This is a genomic window from Mesorhizobium sp. M0771 (genome assembly GCF_040320155.1).
Classification (GTDB): domain Bacteria; phylum Pseudomonadota; class Alphaproteobacteria; order Rhizobiales; family Rhizobiaceae; genus Mesorhizobium.
Genome location: NZ_JAMYPC010000019.1, coordinates 20,591 through 39,148, shown reverse-complemented (window position 1 = coordinate 39,148; position 18,558 = coordinate 20,591). Strand labels below are relative to the sequence as shown.

The following is an 18,558-nucleotide window of genomic DNA, read 5'->3' as shown; positions in this document are numbered from 1 at the left end:
TCACGCCAGTTCGCTTCGCTCATGGGCTCCGATGGGGCGGCCTGACCGGCCGACGGGCGGTCGCCCTTGCGAACCCTCCGGGTTCGAACAGTGCCTCGAACACAGAGCCAACCGCGGCTGCTGAGGATGACAGCGATAGCGCCAATCAGCGGCGGCCGGTAGCCCCGCTCTACGTGCTCTCAGGCCGCCGCACGGTGTTCTTCACGGGCAGCTTCCCACACTTCGCGGGCCGCGTCGGCGTTCATGACCGCGATCCCCAATCCCACCGCCAAATCGGGCCACGCGGAATGCCAGAGCAAGGCCGTGACCAACCCTGCGGCAATAATGGCGATGTTGGCCAAGGCGTCGTTGCGGGCCGACAGGAAGGCCGCCTTTGTGAGGCTGCCGCCACGATGCCGGTGCGCGGCCAGCATGTAGGCACAGGACAGGTTGACGGCGAGGGCGCCAAGTCCCGCCAAGGTCAAGGCGATGGGCTGCGGCGGCACCGGCGCGTTGAACTTCTCCCAAGCCGTCCAGAGCGTTGCCAGACCCGGCATGAGAAGGATGAGCGCCAATGCCATCCCCACCCGCGCACGGGAGCGCACAGACCACCCAAGTGCGAGCAGGATAAGGAGGTTCACGGAAGCATCTTCAAGAAAGTCGATGCTGTCGGCGAACAGGGACACTGATCCAATGGCGAGCGCCACAGCGAACTCGATCCCGAAATAGGCAAGATTGAGAAGCGCGACGATGAGGACGATGCGGCGGAGGTTCATCTTCTGGCGGTATCCGAAACCAGTGTGTGGAGCTACAGCTTCGCGGTGTCCAAGGAAAGCCCCTGCTCGTTCCGGGCCGACGAGCGGTCGCCCTTTGCGACCCCTTGCGTTCGAGCGCGCCTCGAACGCGGACTTAGCGCATATTTCCCGTATGGCCTTGGGAATACCGTCCCGGTTGCGGCCACACCGTCAGGCCGTGCGGCTCTGAGCCAACCCGAAACTTGGTCACGGCGCCTGTTGTCGTGTCGATCATGTAGGCGGCACTGTCGAAGCGGCCGGACAGCCATAGTTGTTTGCCGTCGGCGCTGACATTGCCCATGTCGGGGCTGCCGCCGCCGGGGATCGGCCAAAGTGCTACGACCGCGCGGGTGGCGAAGTCGATCACGCTCACGCTGCCCGGTCCCTTTGCCTTGCCCTGCTCCATCTTGTGCGAGCCCCGGTTCGAGACATAGAGCCGCTTGCCGTCGCGGCTGACGACGAAGCCATGGGCGCCGATGCCGGTCGGGATGAAGCCGATCTCCTTGAAACTGTCGCCATCGACGAGGAACACGCCGTCATTCATCATGTCGGCGACGTAAAAAACCTTGCCGTCGGGCGAGAGGCGGATGTCCTGCGGCATGCCCATTTTCGAGAAGTCGAGATGGCCAAGCACCTTCTGGTTCTTCAGGTCGATCTTTGCCAATCCGCCATTGCCGTATTCGCAGGTGAAGATCGCGTAGGCCCCGTCGACCGAGAATTCGGCGTGGTTGATGCCGGGGCAAGTGGGCGTCGGCAGGCTCGACATTAGCGCCATGGTGTGAGGATCGCGGAAATCGAGCCGCTCCAGGGCTTCGTCGACGACGATGGCCGCGCCCGGCATGAAATACAAATTGTAGGGATCGTCCACGGCGATCTGCGGGCCGGGCTTGCCGGTCATCGGGTCGATCGGCGTGAGGCTGCCGTTCTTGCCGGTGCCATTGTTGGCGACCCAGAGCGTCTTCAGGTCCCAGGACGGCACGACGTGCTGCGGTTTGCTGCCGACCGGGAACCTGTCGACTTCCTTGAGTGTCATGGTGTCGATCACCGTGACGCTGTTGGAGGAGCGGTTCGGCACATAGACGCGCGGCAGTGCACCCAGCGTGGCCGGGCTGAGATGGCTGGCGGCGGTGTGGCTGTAGATGTTGATGGACGGCGCGGGCTCGCTGCAATCCTCGGGACAGCTATCGGCCCAGGCGCGGACAGGCAGCAGCGCAAGCAGCAAAAAGGCCGCACGGGGACCGGCGTGACGCAAAAAGGTTCTGATCATCAGGATGGCTTGTCGTGAAGGCCGGCCGAAATTGCCGCCGGAGCCATAGCTGGTGTCTTGCCGTTGATCCAGTGGCTATCGCCGTCCCAGCAAACTCTTCACGCGGTTGCGCAGCAGGCGGGCCATGTTGCGGGTCTCGCGGTAGAGATGCAACTGCGAGGCTGCCTGGCGGGCGAGGCGGTCGGCATCCGGAGTCAGCCCGATCACCAGCGAGCCCATCGGCTTGCGCTCGCTCCACAGCCGGCTCATCACCGGATGGTCGGGCACGGCGCAGGAATCGGTCATCATAACGTTGGGGTCGTCGAGATGCTGCCTGGTCACCTCGATCATCAACAGCGTGCCCGGCGAATAGGTCGCCAGCGTCTCGTCATAGGCGGTCTTCCAGGTGTAGGCGACGCCGGCCTCGACGAAGACGACCAGGCAGGCGATCGTGCGGCCGTCCAGCGTCAGCGAATGGATGCGGCACATGTCGTGCTCGGCCAGCCGGTGCACGGCTTCGCGGGCAAAGGCGGCGCGGTAGCGGTCGATGGCCATGGCGGTGCGCTCGCGGCCCTTCCAGCCGGCGGCTTCCAGCGTCAAAAAACTTTCGATGGCGTGGCGGATTTCGTCCGGTCCCCGCGCCACGACATGTTCCAGCCTGCCGAGATCCCCCAGGCGCCGCTTTAGGCGGCGGAATTCGCGGTAGTGGTGCGCGCGCAGCGATGCCTTCAGATACGCCTCGCCGTCGAGCGTACTTTCGAGCACCGGCCGGTCCGCCTTGCCGGTGGTGACCATCGTCAGGCCGCGCGTCTCGGCAACGGTGGCCAGCACGCTGGCCAATGGGCCGTCGAGGCGCATGTCGGGCAGCACGAAGACCTTCGGCAGCTTGAGATGCGGCCGCGACAGCATGCCGAAGAAATCCTCGACGACGCCGATCGGGTCGTCGTGGTCGACCAGCGGTGTGCCGATCGGGCCGAACGGGCTCGACCAGGTGCGCATCACCGGAACGCCGAGCGGCACGGCCGGCCGTTCGACCGAGAACGGCACCAGCAGGCGCAGCCGGTTGCGGTATTCGTCGCCGTCGCGGATCACCGCCAGCTTGACCTCGCGATCTTCCAGCCGGGGCATGGCCGGCGCCAGAAAGCGCGGGTTGAAGAAGACGTTGGGCTCGATCGTGCGGGTGCACAGATAGTCGAGTTCCTCGACCAGTTCGAAGCCGGCCGAAGCCGGATAGATCGCCAGCTTGCGCAGCGGCCGGTTGTTGGCGAGGATCTCGAGATGCGCCGGATCGGCGTCGCGCGCCAGGCCGGCAAGGCCCGACACCATTGCGCCGGCCGGGCCGCCGCTGGTTTCCTCGATCAGCGGGATGGCGGCCATCAGGCGGCTCCCTTTGCTGCGGGCACGAAGATCAGCATGACGATGCCGAGCTTGCGCCAGACGGTGAAGGACAGGGCGCTGGCCTCGAAGACCATGGCGAGGCTGGTGGCGATCGCCGCGCCCCACAGGCCGAAGAGCGGGATCAGCACCACGTTGAGGCCGATGTTGAAGGCGAGCGTCATGGCATAGACGGCGGCGCAGATGTTCTGGTTGCCGCTCATCGTCAGAAGGCTTTCGCAAGGGCCGACGGCGGCGCGCGCCACGACGCCGAACACCAGCAGGAACAGCAGCGGATAGCCGGCGGTGAATTCGGGGCCGAACAGCACCAGCATAGGCTCGCCGAGCGCCAGCACCAGCAGCGCCATCAGCAGCGACGGCCAGAACGTCCACGACACGGTCTCGCGTGCGAACGCGGCGAGCTTTTCCGGTTCGCCATGGGTGAACTGCGCATAGCGCTGGGCAACGCCGGCCTTGACGGAGAAATAGACGAAATGCACCAGCGCCAGCGTCTTGACGGTGGCGAAATAGACGGCGACGTCATTGGGCTGGAGATAGGCGCCGACCATCAGCACGTCGGCGTTGGTGAGCAGGAAGAAGAAGCTCTCGACCAGGAAGATCGGCAGCGAGACGATGAACCACTCGGCGAAATGCACCTTCATCGGCCCGGCCGGGATATTCCTGCCCATGCGCGTGGTCACGCCGATGAGCTGGCCGAGCGTGGTGGCGTAGGTGGCGGCGATCGAGGCGAAGATCGCTGTCCTGGCGTCGGGCGCATAGCCCAGCGCCAGCATCAGCGCCATCAGCGCCAGGATCAGCACCGGCCGCACCAGATAGGTTGGCGACAACGCAAACAACGCCCAGGAATTGGCGCGTGACTGGCCTTGCAGCAGGTCGCCCATGGCGATCATCGGCAGGCAGAACAGGCCGAGGATGAAGGGCATAACATAGTAGCTCTCGATCCAGTTCGCGCACAGCCAGACGCCCAGTGCGCCAAGCCCGGCGATCGCGGTTGAGGCAATCAGCACGAACAGGCGGCTGGCGACCACGATGCCGCGCAGCTCGGCCAGCATGTTGCGTTCGCGGTATTCGGGGATGAAGCGGATGACCGAGGTGTGGAAGCCGAGGCAGGCGAGGTTGCCGACGATGACCATCGTCACCCAGACGAGGACGAAGATGCCGTATTCGAACGAGCCCATCCAGCGCGCCATCAGCACCTGGCTGATGAAGGCGATGACGGCGCTGACGATGCGGATGGCAAAGGCGATCAGCGACATGCGGCCGGCTTCGCCGCGCTCGTCGGCGGTGAACAGCACCGCATCGATGCGGTCAAGCAGAGGCCCCATGCGCAGCGCCAAACGCTGCGGCAAGAACCGCCCGGCCGTCGTCGCCGCGGAAAAGCGCACCCCGATGTCTCTCCGTTTTCCGCCTCTTTTCAAGGTTTCGATGTATCCGAAACACCTTAAGAAAGGGTGGGCAGGTGCGGGTGCGCCGAGGGGCCAAGGACGGCCGCGTGTGCAAGGTGCGTCATCGTATGCCGGGGCATAATAAAAGGCGAGCGAACGCCGGGGAAGACTGGGGAGCCGGTCGGCGTTTCGCTCGCCCCTCCCCCGCCAAGGGGGAAGGCAGGCATCGGGTGTGTCCGGTGCCGGATGTCACATCGGGAACGTTACATCCCCTTCATCGCGTCGCAGGACACGTTCGGGTTCATGTCGGCGAAGGCGCCGGTCGGGTTCTGTTTCCAGGCCCAGACATGCAGTTCGTAGAACGGGCCGAGGCCGTAGCGGTTGGGGGCGCTGTTGAAGTTGAACAGCTGGCCTTCGAGCGAGGCCGGGCCTTTCGAGGTGATGTATTCGACCGCTATTAGCTTCAGGCCGCCGTCGGCCATCGGCTCGTACATCACCGCCTCGGGCTTGGCGACATCGACGGCATCGTCCTTGAGATAGGCGCCGTTGACATAGTGGATGCCCATGGCGCCGCCGGTGATGCCGCTGGCGCAAGGGATGGGGGCATAGCCTTCGGCGGTGGCGGCTGCCACATTCTCGAAGCGGCTGTTGGCTGCGCGCACCTTTTCGGCCAACGGGTTGGCGTCGTGCGCCTGGGCGGCCGCACCCGCCGCGATCGAGATGGCGGCGAAAGCCGCGAAGCGTGTCGTCCAAAGAGTTATGGTCATGGTCTTCCGTCCGTTTGTTGACGCTCGAGGCGACGGCGGCCGATCAGGCTGCCCGAAACGCTGCGGCGTTGGTTTAGGATTTGGTTTATCCGTCCCGGTTCATGCGATGCGGCTTCCGTTGCCGGGCTTTGGCCGCAGCCCTTAAAAACCGTGCAAAATCAACGATCCCAAAAGTAATATTGCCAATATTCCTGCGGGACGTCCCGCTCCGATAGCCCGATGTCGCGCCTCAGATAGTCGCCTTCCGGGGGCAAGCGCCGCCTTTCAGACAGATACGCAGGCAGCCTCGTCGCGAACCGCCATAGACGGCCGAGCACGGAGGTTGGCCGGACGGTCTTTCCCAGGACAGGCCCGATTCCGCCGAGCGGCAGGCCATCAGGCAGTTCGCCACGGCCGCGAAGGACAGTTTGATGCTCATCATCGTGGCGACCGAACGCAGGATCAGAGGTAAAAATAAGGGTCAAGAACCCGCACCTCCGTGATCTTGTCGACCGGCAGCGAGTTTTTCTGAGCCGTGCTGCGGATCGCTTCGGGCGTCGGCGCGTCGTAGATGCAGAAGCTGTGCTTCTTGTCGGGCGTGACGAAGGACTGGATCCAGGTGACGCCCTTTTCGGCATTGCGCATGACGACCCCGCCGACCGCAGTGGCGCCGATGTCGGTCATCGGAATGTTGAGGCCGTCCGGAAATGTGCGTTCAATCAGATAGCGAGGCATGGAAGACTTCCTTTTCCATTGATTCACGCTCGATCGGAGCGCTGCTGGACGTTGACCACGCCGGCCCGGCCCGCGCATCGGAACGATTCCCCATATTGGACGGGACGATTCCCTATATTGGCGTCGTTCTTTGTGGAAAGAGGCACGGCAATGTGTGCAAAGTCACATTGCGGCGCTTTCTTCACGGGCTAATCGTGAGCGGCCCGCCATGGTGGGAAAACTCCGATCCTGTGAGACGATGATAATGATGCTTCTGGAACGGCAGACGCAGCTGCAGCAGTTGGAGAGCCTGCTTGGCGATGCAATAGGCGGCCATGGCCGCGTCGCCGTGCTGGCCGGGGAGGCCGGCGCCGGCAAGACGGCGCTTGTCGAGGCATTCGCGGCCCGTGTGGGGCAAAGCGCGGCAATGTTGCGCAGCGCTTGCGAGGATCTGTCGATCCCAGATCCGCTGGGGCCGCTCTACGATCTGGCCCGTGAAGCGCAATGGGCGCTGCCGCGCGCCATCGATGCCCGGCATGGGCAGAGACTGCCGCTGTTTTCCGACGCGCTCGACGCCTTTGCGGCCAAGGGACCGAGCCTGCTGGTGATCGAAGACCTGCACTGGGCCGACGATGCGACGCTCGATTTCGTGCGCTTCCTCGGCCGGCGTATCGCCAACACCCACATCCTGCTGTTGCTCACGGCGCGCACCGACCGCAGCGAAGGACAGATGCGCGTGCGCCGCGCCCTTGGCGAAATCCCGGCCGGCAGCGTGGCGCGCATGGACGTGCCGCTGCTCAGCGAGGCGGCCGTGCTGTCGCTCGCCGATGCGGCTGGCCGCGATGGCGACGCCATCTACCGGGCGACCGCAGGCAATGCCTTCTTCGTCACCGAATTGTTGTGCGCCGAAAACGAAATGGCGCTGCCGGCAAGCGTGCGCGACGCGGTGCTGGCGCGGGCCGAGCGGCTGTCGGTTGGCGCCCGGGCCATGCTCGACGCGGTGTCGGTGTTTCCGCGCCGCGCCGACGCCTGGGCCTTGCAAGGCCTGTGCGGCGTCGCCAGCGCCGGCCAGTTGGCCGAGTGTGTCGCCAACGGCCTGCTTGACGATCTGGGCGACGGCTACGCCTTCCGCCACGACATCGCGCGACGCGCCATCGAAATGATGCTGACGACGTCGCACAGGCGGCAGTTCAACCAGCGTGCGCTGGCGGCACTGCTCGAAAATGGCGACGTCTCCACAGGCCGCCTGGTGCATCATGCGGTCGAGGCGCACAATCTGGCGGCGGTGCGCGAACTTGCGCCAATCGCCGCGCGCGAAGCGTCGCGTGTCGGCGCCCATCGCGATGCCGCCGGCTATTACGAAATCGCCTTGCAGCAGGCCGACAGCCTGCCGGCCACGGAACGTGCGGTACTCTACGAAAGCCATGCGTTCGAGTGTCATCTCATCGGCAAGATCGACGACGCGCTTGCGGCGCAGGGCGAGGCGCGCCGACTGCATCAGGCAGACGGCAACAGGCTGAAGGAGGGCGACAGCCTGAGATGGCTCTCCCGGCTGAGCGAAATGGGCGATGACCGCGAGGCGGCGGCCGCCTTCGGCGCCGAGGCTGTGGCTATGTTGGAAGCGGCTCCCGCCGGTCCCGAACTCGCCATGGCCTATTCGAACCTTTCGCATCTGGCGATGCTGTCGGAGAGGGTGGAAGACACGCTGTTCTATGGCGAGAAGGCAGCGGCGCTGGCTGCGCGCATGAACCGTCCCGACATCGCGTCGCATGCCCTCAACAATGTCGGCTGCGTCGAGCAGTGGCTCAATCCGGATGCCGGACGCCTGCGCCTCGACGAAAGCCTTGAAATTGCGCTCCAAGGCAATTTCCAGGAACATGCCGCGCGCGCCTTCACCAACCGCGCCTGTTTCGAGATCACCCAGATGAGCTACGACGCGGCACGTCCGGTGCTCGAGAGCGGCATCCACTATTGCACCGAGAACGATCTCGGCACCTGGCGCGACTATCTCAGGGGCATGCTGGCCGATGTGCAACTGCGTCAGGGCCAATGGGATGAGGCCGCCGCGACGGCAAGCGATGTCATCGACAATGAGCGGACAACCACCGTGGGCCGGTTTCCGGCGCTGCTGGCATTGGCGAAACTGCGCCTGAGGCGCGGCGATCCTTCGGCCGAGCCGCTGTTCGCCGAAATGGCGCGTCTGGTCGGAAGCGGCGGCGACCTGCAGATGCTGAGCTCCTATGCGGCCTTGATAGCGGAGCAGGCATGGCTGGGCCTGGCCGACAGGCAAGAGGCGCTGGCGCTGATCACCCGCGCCGAAACGCCGGTGCGCTCGCGTGCCCATGTCGGGGAGCTGGCGCTGTGGCGAACATTGCTCTCTCCCGATATGCCGGCCGGCGACACCGCCGACATGGCGACACCATACCGGCTGCTTCTGACCGGCGACTGGCGTTCGGCTTCGGCACTCTGGGCCGAATTGAATGCGCCATACGAGCGCGGACTGGCGCTCATCCTCGGCGACGACGAGGGGCAGCGGCTGGCATTGGATATTTTCGACGGCCTGGGGGCAAGGCCGGCAGCCCAGCGCCTGCGCGATATCATGCGCAAGAACGGCGTTGGCGGCATCGCCCGCGGCCCGCGCCGCTCGACGCGCGCCAACCTCGCCGGCCTCACCTTGCGCCAGATGCAGGTGCTGCAGCTGATCGAACGCGGCCTGTCCAACAAGCGGATCGCCGAGCAATTGACGATTTCGCCAAAGACGGTCGATCACCATGTCTCGGCGGTGCTGGGCAAGCTGGATGCGGTGTCGCGCGGCGAGGCGACGGCGGCGGCGCGCGATTCGGGGTTGTTGTGAGAAGCTTGTTTTAAAATTTCGACTGAGAGGTCGCGATCCTTCGCGCCCCCTCGGTCCTGCCGGACATCTCCCCCTCAAGGGGGGAGATTGGCTGTCACTGTGGCTTTCGCCAATTGTCGAAATTGAAAGAAGTTACGGCGCCGAAGCTGCTGATCTCCCCCCTTGAGGGGGAGATGGCCGGCAGGCCAGAGGGGGGTGCTGTCCCGCCGACCTAGCCTTCGAAATCAGGCAAACGCGCCGTGGCAGTGTTTGTATTTCTTGCCGGAGCCGCAGGGGCAGGCTTCGTTGCGGCCGATCTTGCCCCAGGTCGCCTGGTTGTTCGGATCGCGGTCTTCGGGAGCGACGATGGCGTTGCTCTCCTGGCGGACCAGAAGTGCGGTCTCGCCACCCTCGAAATCGTCCTCGCCCGTGGTGCCGTCAATGTGGCTGCCGAACATTTCAGGCGCTTCGGGCGGCGGCGCTTCGGCGGCCTGGCGGACCAGTTCGACGCGCATCAATTGCGCGGTGACGGCCTGGCGCAGATTGCCGAGCAGCGCCTGGAACAGCTCGAACGCCTCGCTCTTGTATTCCTGCAGCGGGTCGCGCTGGGCGTAGCCGCGGAAGCCGACGACCGAACGCAGATGGTCGAGGTTGACGATGTGCTCGCGCCACAGATGATCGAGCGTCTGCAACACCACCGAGCGTTCGACATAGCTCATCACGTCTGGGCCGAAGCGCTCGGCGCGCTCCTTGGCGGCGTCGTCGGCGGCCTTGGTCAGGCGCTCGCGGATGTCGTCCTCGGCAATGCCTTCTTCCTTGACCCAGTCCTCGACCGGCAGGTCGAGATTGAGGAATTCGGCGACCTCGGCCTTGAGGCCGGCGACGTTCCACTGCTCGGCATAGGCGTTTTCGGGGATGTTCTTGGTGACGATCTCCTCGATGACGCCTTCGCGCATCTCGGCGATCGTCTCGGACAGGCCTTCGCCGTCCATCAATTCGATGCGCTGCTCGAACACCACCTTGCGCTGGTCGTTCGAGACGTCGTCGTATTTCAACAGGTTCTTGCGGATGTCGAAGTTGCGCGCTTCGACCTTCTTCTGCGCCTTTTCCAGCGCCTTGTTGATCCACGGATGGATGATGGCCTCGTCTTCCTTGAGGCCAAGCTTCTGCAGCATGCCGTCCATGCGCTCGGAGCCGAAGATGCGCATCAGATCGTCCTGCAGCGACAGGAAGAATTTCGAACGGCCGGGGTCGCCCTGGCGGCCGGAGCGGCCGCGGAGCTGGTTGTCGATGCGGCGCGATTCATGGCGCTCGGTGGCGAGCACGTAGAGGCCGCCGGCGGCTAGCGCCTTTTCCTTCAGGCGCTCGACATCGGCAATGATTTCCTTTTCGCGCGCCTCTCGCTCGGGACCAGCAGGCATGTCGCCCAGTTCGTCCTCGATGCGCATCTCGGCGTTGCCGCCGAGCTTGATGTCGGTGCCGCGTCCCGCCATGTTGGTGGCGATGGTGATGGCGCCGGGTTTGCCGGCCTGGGCGACGATGGCGGCCTCGCGCTCGTGGTGGCGGGCGTTCAACACCTCGAAATCCTTGAACCCTTCCTTGCGCAGGCGCTCGGCCAGTTGCTCGGATTTTTCAATGGAGGTGGTGCCGACCAGCGTCGGCTGGCCCTTGGCGCGCGCTTCCTTGATCTCCTTGACGATCGCCTTGTACTTCTCCTCGACCGTCCGGTAGACCTCGTCGTCCTCGTCCTTGCGGATGACCGGCAGATTGGTCGGGATCTCGGTGACTTCGAGGCCGTAAATGTTGCCGAACTCCTCGGCCTCGGTCAGCGCCGTGCCGGTCATGCCGGAAAGCTTCTTGTAGAGGCGGAAGTAGTTCTGGAAGGTGACGGAGGCCAGCGTCTGGTTTTCCGGCTGGATCGCCACATGCTCCTTGGCTTCGAGCGCCTGGTGCAGGCCTTCCGAATAGCGGCGGCCCGGCATCATGCGGCCGGTGAATTCGTCGATGATGACGATCTCGTCGTTGCGGACGATGTAGTCCTTGTCCTTCTGGAACAGCCGGTGCGCCTTCAGCGCGTTGTTGACGTGGTGGACGATGGCGACGTTCTCGACGTCATAGAGCGACTCGCCCTTGAGCAGGCCGGCCGCGCGCAGCAGGTTTTCCAGCTTCTCGGTGCCTTCCTCGGTGAAGATCGAGGTCTTCTGCTTCTCGTCGATCTCGTAGTCGGCTGGGCCGAGCTGCAGCATGAAGGCATCGATGGTGTTGTACATTTCCGAACGGTCCTCAAGCGGACCGGAAATGATCAGCGGCGTGCGCGCCTCGTCGACCAGGATGGAATCGACTTCGTCGACGATCGCGTAATTGTGGCCGCGCTGCACCATCTGCGCGCGCTCATACTTCATGTTGTCGCGCAAATAGTCGAAGCCGAGCTCGTTGTTGGTGGCATAGGTAACATCGGACGCGTAGGCGACGCGGCGTTCCTCGTCGGACAGGCCATGGACGATGACGCCGACCGAGAGGCCGAGGAATTTGTAGACGCGGCCCATCCATTCGGAGTCGCGGGTGGCAAGGTAGTCGTTGACGGTGACGACATGGACGCCCTTGCCGGCAAGCGCGTTGAGATAAACGGGCAGGGTGGCGACCAGGGTCTTGCCCTCGCCGGTACGCATTTCGGCGATGCCGCCATTGTGCAGCACCATGCCGCCGATCAGCTGCACGTCGAACGGGCGCATGCCGAGCACGCGGCGGGATGCCTCGCGGACGGTGGCGAAGGCCGGCACCAGCAGGTCATCGAGCGTGGCGCCGTTGGCGATATCCTGGCGGAATTTTTCCGTGCGGGCCTGAAGCTCGGCGTCGGACAGCGCCCGCATCTCGTTTTCCATGGCGTTGATCGCCTCGACACGCGGCCGGGTCGATTTTACGCGACGATCGTTGGAGGAACCGAAAACCTTACGGGCGAGACCGCCGAGACTGACCATCCGATGGTCCTTTCGATAGAATTCTCAATTTTGAGATGAGCGCCGGCCGGCCCCATCAATTCCGCGTGAAACGCGGACAAACACAAAAAGCGCCCGGAAAACGGTTCTGGACGCAAAGTCGTTGGACAGATAAGAGGGGGCTCAACTGATGTCAACGCCGCGTTAGCCCTATGGGCAGCGCCAAATTCCGCCACAATCCGGCTGATCTGCAAGCCCTACCTATCCCCCCTTGGAGTTAATCTTGATGTCCCTACTGTTTCGCCGTGCGTCGCTCGCCAGCCTTGGCCTGGCTTTCGGCCTGTCGGCCCTGTCGCTGTCTCCGCTGATGGCCCAGGAAGCCGCTCCCGCCCCGGCCGATGCCGCAGCAGCGCCGGCGGCAGCCCCCGTCGATCCGAACACCGTTATCGCTACAGTCAATGGCCAGAAGCTGACCGAGGCGGACCTTGGGCTTGCCGAGGGCGAGCTGTCGCAGCAGTTCTCGCAGTTGCCACCCGAGCAGCGCCGCGCCGCGGCCCTTTCGGCGGCCATCGAAATCCGCGTCATGGCCGCCCAGGCGGTCGCTACCGGGCTCGACAAGGATCCCGAATTCCAGCGCCGCATGGCGTTCCTGCAGCAGCGCGCGCTGCATGGCGAGATGGTCGAGAAGGGCGTCGTCGACAAGGTTACCGATGCCGAGGTGCGCGCCCGCTACGACCAGGAAATCGCCAGCACGCCGCCGGTCAATGAGATTCATGCCCGTCACATCCTCGTGAAGACGAAGGAAGAGGCCGAGGCGATCATCAAGCAGCTCGATGGCGGCGCCGACTTCCAGAAGCTCGCCAACGAGCATACCAGCGATCCCTCGGGCAAGACCAATGGCGGCGATCTCGGCTGGTTCGGCCCGGGGCAGATGGTGCCGGAATTCGACAAGGCGGCAGTTGCGCTCGAAATCGGCAAATACACCAAGGAGCCGGTGCAAACGCAATTCGGCTGGCATGTCATCAAGCTCGAGGACAAGCGCACCAAACAGCCGCCGGCCTTCGACGACGTCAAGGACCAGGCCAAGCAGGCGGTGATCCGCGACAAGTATTTCGCACTGGTCAAGCAGCTGCGCGGCGCCGCAAAGGTTGAAATCCCCGACGCCAATCTGAAGAAGGCCGTCGACACGATGGAAGCCGGCAAGTAAGGCCGGCACCGAAAAAACATGCAAAGGGCGCCGTTCGGCGCCCTTTTCAATTGCGGGAGATGCCGGACATCACATAGCGGACAGTGGCACGGATTGTCGCCTCATCTTCGTCCAGCCGGTTGGTCAAAAGGTGTTTCCAGGCATAGGAAGCGATGAGGTCGGCGACCAGCGCTGCGTCGATATCGGCCGCAACCTCGCCGCGCGCCTTGGCGCGCTCGATGATCCGAGCGGTGTGGGACACGCGCCCATCGGCATAGCCAGTCAGGGCCGCGGCCGCCGCTTCGTCGGACTGGGCCTCGGCGATCAGCGAGCGGAATACGCTGCCCGAGGATGTGTCGCGCCAATGCGCGAAGAGGTTCCTCAGAAAACCGACGAGGTCGTCTTCGAGACTGCCGGTATCGGGGACGTCGACACGCTTTTGCCGCTTGTAGACCTCCAGCAGCAGGGCCGCCTTGCTCGGCCACCAGCGATAGATCGTGGGTTTGCCGGCGCGCGCCCGCCGCGCCACGGCCTCTATGGAGAAGCCGGCATAGCCGGCCTCGACCAGCACCGCCTCCGCGGCCTCGAGAATGGCCTCGGCGCTGTCTGGGTTGCGCCGCGCCCCGATCGATCTGCGGGCCGGATCCTCGCCCATGTCTGTCCTCGCCAACAATGTCTGCCCTCGCCAACAATCTCGCCGGCAATATAGGTGAGCTGGCAGGCAAACGAAACGGCCCGTTTCCAGCGCTTGTAGAAGCAGGTCTCACATTCGCTTCGCGGGGATTTCAGTTCATCGCTTGCGAGGTTTCCGAGGCGATACGCCACTGGCCGTCGCTCTTCACCAGCCCAAGCGTGACTCGTGCCTTACCGGTCATGCGCGCCGCCGATTTGTCTTTCGACATATAGTCGTAGCTCATCGCGAACACGGCTTCGGCGCGGTTCTCGCCCTGCGGCGTCACCTCGAGGCTGCCGGGCTCGAGACTGAACGACCAGGATGCAAATTGCGCGAACCAGTCCGTCTTGAGCTTGACGACGGCGTCGCTGTCATAGCGCGTGCCGAAGATGGTGGCGGAAGGCGCATAGAGCCGCTTGACGGTCTCGCCGATCGCCGCGGCATCGGGCGCAAGATAGTCGTCGCGCAGGAATTTCTCGATTGCGGTCTTGTCGTCGCCTACAGACCGTTCGAGTGCCGCAACCTTTGTTTCGGGCGCCGGGGGGACGGCGGGCTTCGGCTGTGCAACCGTTTCGCCGCCGGGCACAAACTCAAACCGTTCGAGCAGCGAACCCTGTTCCCATGGGCGCTGTCCCTCGCGGGTTTCGGAGACCACGTCGCGGCGCACCGCGATCATCATGTCGTTGATGCTCTGGCCGGGCTCGGCCATGTGCCGCAGCAGGGCGGCGGCGAACGGCGAATTGCGTCCGGTGCCGTCCATGGCGACAGCGCCTGGCGCCGTCGAGAAGGCGATGAAGGAGCCGCGCGTCGAATCGAACTGCGCCAGACCGGCAAGCGCCGTTGCCGAGCGCGTGGTGGCGGTGCGGCTCAGGCTGCGGGCAAAGGGATTGTTGCGGCAGGCATCGAGAAAGACCAGGCTGACCTTGGTCTGCTGCTCCATGATGTCGAGGACTTCGTCGATCGGCACGGCTTCGAGCTGCAGCTTGACCGGCATGTCGAGCCGGGCGTCGACCGGCACGATGTAGTTGCGCCCTTCCACCTGCAGGCCGTGGCCGGCGTAATAAAAAAGCCCGACGCCCGCACCTTCCAGCGCATCGGAAAATTCGCCGATCTTGCGCTCGAGTTCGCGCTTGCCGAGATCGTTGCCCTCGATGACTTCGAAGCCGATCGAGCGCAGCTTGCCGGCAATATCGAGCGCATCGTTGACCGGATTGGTGAGCGTGCCGGCTTCGGCATAGGTGCCATTGCCGATGACCAGCGCCACGCGCCGTTCCGGCTGCGCATCGGCGCTCAGGAGCAAAAGCCCCATAAACGCCACCGCCAAGATCACCAGCCTGCCCATGGCCGATATCATAACGCCAGAGGCCCCGCCGACGCCAACGGATTTGAAATGCAAGCTTAATCCCTGGTGGCTTGCCCACAGCGGCGGCCAAGAAAACGCCCTTGCGCCGGGCCGTGCTATCGGGCAAACCGGCCTTCGCCTAGCGTTTTTCCGTCGCCCGAGGTCCCCAATGTACGCAACGATTTCGCCGCTCGCGCCGAAGAAATATCCCAAAATGCCTGCCATTGAGGGCGTGCGCATCGCCACCGCAGAGGCCGGGATCAAGTACAAGAACCGTACCGACCTCTTGGCCATGGTCTTCGATGCCGGCACAGCGGTTGCCGGCGTGTTCACGAAGTCGAAATGCCCCTCGGCGCCGGTCGACTTCTGCCGCGAGAACCTTGGCGCCGGCAAGGCGCGGGTGCTTGTGGTCAATTCCGGCAACGCCAACGCCTTCACCGGCAAGAAGGGCCGCGCCTCCACCCAACTGACCGGCGAGGCCGCGGCCAAGGCCGCAGGCTGCACGCCAGGCGAAGTGTTCCTCGCTTCTACCGGGGTAATCGGCGAGCCGCTCGACACCACCAAATTCAGCCATTTGCTGGCCGGACTGGTCAAGGACGGCAAGCCGGATCTGTGGATCGAGGCGGCAAAGGCCATCATGACCACCGACACCTATCCGAAAGTGGCGACAGCGACGGTCAAGCTCGGCGACACCGACGTCATCATCAATGGCATCTCCAAGGGCGCCGGCATGATCGCGCCCGATATGGCGACTATGCTGTCCTTCATCGCCACCGATGCGCCGATCGCCGCCCCCGTGCTGCAGGACTTGTTGTCGCGCGGCACGGCCAAGACCTTCAACGCCGTCACCGTCGACAGCGACACCTCGACCAGCGACACGCTGCTGTTGTTCGCCACCGGAGCCGCTGCCAAGCGCGGCGCGCCCGCCATCAGCGATCCCAAGGATGCGCGTCTCGGCGCGTTCCGCCGGGCGCTGGGCAAGGTGCTCAAATCGCTGGCGCTGCAAGTGGTGCGCGACGGCGAGGGCGCCCGCAAGCAGGTCGAAGTCACCGTTACCGGCGCCAAATCGGCGCGCTCGGCCAAGCGCATCGCGCTGTCCATCGCCAATTCGCCGCTGGTCAAGACGGCGGTTGCCGGCGAGGACGCCAATTGGGGCCGCGTCGTCATGGCCGTCGGCAAGGCCGGCGAGCCGGCCGATCGCGACCGGCTGTCGATCTGGTTCGGCGACAACCGTCTGGCGCATGAGGGCGAACGCGACCCGGGCTACTCCGAGGAAGCGACCTCGGCCTATATGAAGCGCGACGACATTCGCATCCGCGCCGATATCGGTATCGGCCGCGGCAAGGCGACGGTGTGGACCTGCGACCTCACCAAGGAATATGTCGCCATCAATGGCGATTACCGGAGCTGATGGAGTTGGCTTCCAGGCATCCGGCAAGCATGCTCGCCATCGTGCGCCGCTACGAGGCTGCGGGGTTTCGCGCCTGGCCGGCGGCGGCCGTGCATTATGACGGCACCTGGGTGGTGCGGCTGACAGCCGGCCATCCGGCCAAGCGGCTGAACTCGGTCAACCCGCTCGATCCCGGCGACACCCAGCACATTGCCGAGCGCATCGGCCGCGCCAGCCGGCGCTTCGACGCCTATGGCAGGCCGCTGACCTTCCGCATCTCGCCGCTGTCGGGGCCGGACCTAGCCAAGCATCTCGACAATGAGGGCTGGAGCACATTCGACGAATCCCTGGTGATGCGGCTGCCGCTGGCGGACGCGCAACTGGCGCCGGCCATGGACCAGATTCCGCTGAAGGATATCAGCCGCTTTCTCGGCGCGTCGCTCAAGGTCAGCGGCTCGGATGCATCGCTGCGGCCCGGTCTTTCGGAAATCATCGGCGCCATCCAACCCGAAGTCGGGCTGTTTGCGCTGGAGGAAGGGGCCGACCCTCTGGCGGTGCTGATCTGCGTCCATGACGGCGATCTTGCCGGCCTGTTCGAGATCGCCACCGCCAAGTCGGCGCGCAATCAGGGCCATGGCCGCAACCTGATCCTGTCGGCGCTGAAGTGGGCGAGGCTGCGTGGCGCTCGCGAAGCCTGGCTGCAGGTCGAGGCCGGCAATGCGCCGGCGCTGGCGCTCTATCGCTCGCTGGGCTTCGACGAAGTCTATCGCTACCACTATCGCCGGCCGCCGGGCGCATGAGCGAGATCACCGGCAAACGCCTGCTGCTGGTCGCCGCGTGCGCGCTGGTCGATACCGATGGGCGGGTGCTTCTGGCGCAGCGGCCCGAGGGCAAACAGCTTGCCGGCCTGTGGGAATTTCCCGGCGGCAAGGTAGAGCCAGGCGAGACGCCGGAACAATGCCTGATCCGCGAACTGCAGGAAGAAATCGGCATCGAGACTGACATTCCTTGCCTGGCGCCGCTCACCTTCGCCAGCCATTCCTATGATGATTTCCATCTCCTGATGCCCCTGTTCGTCTGCCGCCGCTTCCGCGGCATCGCGCAGCCCAGGGAAGGGCAGGCGTTGAAATGGGTGCGGCCAAAGCAGATGCGCGACTATCCCATGCCGCCGGCCGACGCGCCGCTAATCCAGTTCCTCATCGACCTGTTGTGATACAAAGCCATTTCGCGGTCTGATCTAGCCAGCGTTAATGGAAGATTTATCTCGTCGTGAAAAATTGCGGCAAAGCGGGTTCGCGGGGAGCGATTGCATGAGCCTCGACAGGGAATGGGACTCGATCCGGCCAGATCGCAGCTTTCGCGCCGCCGGCGTCGGCTTATTGCGCGTCACGCTGTTGTTCGGCTCGGCCGCAGTGGCGCTGGCGCTGATCGCGGTCCCCGTGCTGGACAACCAGACGCGATCGTCCAGCCGCGATGCTCTTGCAGGCGGTCTCGACCCGATGAGCACGGGTTCGATCGGCTCGCGGGCCACCTATACGCTGCGCAGAAGCGTGCTGCAGCCCTCACCGAACTCAGTCTGCATCATCCGCGCCGACGGCCAACGCAGCGGCGACTGCTGACCAACAAGGTCGACACCAGCTTGAGAACTTCCTCAACGCAGGCCCATTTCACAGCCTGTTAAGCTTGTGCCGTTAACCTTTCTTAACAGGTCGGCGATATGGTCGGGGATGAGAGGGATCGACGATCATGAAGCCATTGCTGCGCCGATTTTTGCAGGACGAAACAGGCGCCACGGCCATTGAATATGGCCTGATCGTTGCGGTGCTGTCGCTTGCCATCGTCGGGGGTGTCGGCAAGGCCAGCAATGCGATCCAGTTTCTGTTCAGCGACAACAACAGCAGGCTCGCAAACGCCTTCGCCGAGCACTGATCCGGAGCGC

Annotated in this window: 17 protein-coding genes; 7 read left to right on the top strand and 10 right to left on the bottom strand. The window is 64.5% G+C overall.

Features of this window, described 5'->3' with window-relative positions:
* Positions 1 to 179 precede the first annotated feature (179 nt).
* From NKI05_RS24830 to NKI05_RS24800, 7 genes are all read right to left on the bottom strand, one after another.
* On the bottom strand, positions 180 to 755 hold the full coding sequence (locus NKI05_RS24830) for a cation efflux transmembrane domain-containing protein (RefSeq protein WP_023815697.1): 576 nt from the start codon (positions 753 to 755) through the stop codon (positions 180 to 182).
* A 133-nt stretch (positions 756 to 888) separates the two neighbouring features.
* Positions 889 to 2,040, bottom strand: a complete 1,152-nt coding sequence (locus NKI05_RS24825; RefSeq protein WP_023815698.1) for a YncE family protein — start codon at positions 2,038 to 2,040, stop codon at positions 889 to 891.
* Between the two features lie 75 nt (positions 2,041 to 2,115).
* Complete coding sequence (locus tag NKI05_RS24820) at positions 2,116 to 3,396, bottom strand: GNAT family N-acetyltransferase (RefSeq protein ID WP_023815699.1); 1,281 nt, start codon at positions 3,394 to 3,396, stop codon at positions 2,116 to 2,118.
* Positions 3,396 to 4,799, bottom strand: a complete 1,404-nt coding sequence (locus NKI05_RS24815) for a lipopolysaccharide biosynthesis protein (protein ID WP_023815700.1) — start codon at positions 4,797 to 4,799, stop codon at positions 3,396 to 3,398. Before NKI05_RS24815 ends, NKI05_RS24820 begins: the two co-directional genes overlap by 1 nt.
* Positions 4,800 to 5,062: 263 nt before the next feature.
* Complete coding sequence (locus NKI05_RS24810; protein ID WP_023815701.1) at positions 5,063 to 5,566, bottom strand: hypothetical protein; 504 nt, start codon at positions 5,564 to 5,566, stop codon at positions 5,063 to 5,065.
* A gap of 158 nt (positions 5,567 to 5,724) precedes the next feature.
* Entirely contained in the window at positions 5,725 to 6,030 is a 306-nt protein-coding gene (locus NKI05_RS24805) for a hypothetical protein (protein WP_081726008.1), read from the bottom strand.
* On the bottom strand, positions 6,008 to 6,280 hold the full coding sequence (locus NKI05_RS24800) for a DUF4242 domain-containing protein (RefSeq protein WP_023685308.1): 273 nt from the start codon (positions 6,278 to 6,280) through the stop codon (positions 6,008 to 6,010). Before NKI05_RS24800 ends, NKI05_RS24805 begins: the two co-directional genes overlap by 23 nt.
* Positions 6,281 to 6,524: 244 nt before the next feature.
* Between NKI05_RS24800 and NKI05_RS24795 the strand changes: the two genes are divergently transcribed.
* A complete protein-coding gene (locus tag NKI05_RS24795) occupies positions 6,525 to 9,113 on the top strand; it encodes an ATP-binding protein (protein WP_031205507.1) in 2,589 nt (862 codons plus the stop codon).
* A 224-nt stretch (positions 9,114 to 9,337) separates the two neighbouring features.
* On the opposite strand, the gene secA is transcribed toward NKI05_RS24795, so the two are convergent.
* Positions 9,338 to 12,070, bottom strand: coding sequence for a preprotein translocase subunit SecA (gene secA, locus NKI05_RS24790; RefSeq protein ID WP_023714961.1), 2,733 nt, complete (start codon positions 12,068 to 12,070; stop codon positions 9,338 to 9,340).
* A gap of 244 nt (positions 12,071 to 12,314) precedes the next feature.
* Between secA and NKI05_RS24785 the strand changes: the two genes are divergently transcribed.
* Positions 12,315 to 13,235: a peptidylprolyl isomerase gene (locus tag NKI05_RS24785; protein WP_023804562.1), complete on the top strand. Its 921-nt coding sequence runs from the start codon at positions 12,315 to 12,317 to the stop codon at positions 13,233 to 13,235.
* Positions 13,236 to 13,281: 46 nt separating this feature from the next.
* On the opposite strand, the gene NKI05_RS24780 is transcribed toward NKI05_RS24785, so the two are convergent.
* Entirely contained in the window at positions 13,282 to 13,869 is a 588-nt protein-coding gene (locus NKI05_RS24780; RefSeq protein ID WP_023694003.1) for a TetR/AcrR family transcriptional regulator, read from the bottom strand.
* Positions 13,870 to 13,999: 130 nt separating this feature from the next.
* On the bottom strand, positions 14,000 to 15,229 hold the full coding sequence (locus NKI05_RS24775) for a caspase family protein (protein WP_023731046.1): 1,230 nt from the start codon (positions 15,227 to 15,229) through the stop codon (positions 14,000 to 14,002).
* 169 nt (positions 15,230 to 15,398) lie between these two features.
* On the opposite strand from NKI05_RS24775, the gene argJ reads away from it, so the two are divergent.
* The 5 genes from argJ to NKI05_RS24750 all read left to right on the top strand — a co-directional run bounded on the left by argJ (position 15,399) and on the right by NKI05_RS24750 (position 18,548).
* Positions 15,399 to 16,640, top strand: a complete 1,242-nt coding sequence (gene argJ / locus NKI05_RS24770; protein WP_023751714.1) for a bifunctional glutamate N-acetyltransferase/amino-acid acetyltransferase ArgJ — start codon at positions 15,399 to 15,401, stop codon at positions 16,638 to 16,640.
* Between the two features lie 29 nt (positions 16,641 to 16,669).
* Positions 16,670 to 17,419, top strand: coding sequence for a GNAT family N-acetyltransferase (locus tag NKI05_RS24765; RefSeq protein ID WP_023713717.1), 750 nt, complete (start codon positions 16,670 to 16,672; stop codon positions 17,417 to 17,419).
* Entirely contained in the window at positions 17,416 to 17,832 is a 417-nt protein-coding gene (gene mutT, locus NKI05_RS24760) for an 8-oxo-dGTP diphosphatase MutT (RefSeq protein WP_023685791.1), read from the top strand. Before NKI05_RS24765 ends, mutT begins: the two co-directional genes overlap by 4 nt.
* Before the next feature lie 97 nt (positions 17,833 to 17,929).
* Positions 17,930 to 18,238, top strand: a complete 309-nt coding sequence (locus tag NKI05_RS24755; RefSeq protein WP_023686679.1) for a hypothetical protein — start codon at positions 17,930 to 17,932, stop codon at positions 18,236 to 18,238.
* A 127-nt stretch (positions 18,239 to 18,365) separates the two neighbouring features.
* The gene (locus NKI05_RS24750) at positions 18,366 to 18,548 is read left to right on the top strand and encodes a Flp family type IVb pilin (RefSeq protein ID WP_023672984.1); all 183 of its coding nucleotides are present in this window, start codon (positions 18,366 to 18,368) and stop codon (positions 18,546 to 18,548) included.
* Positions 18,549 to 18,558: the final 10 nt, after the last annotated feature.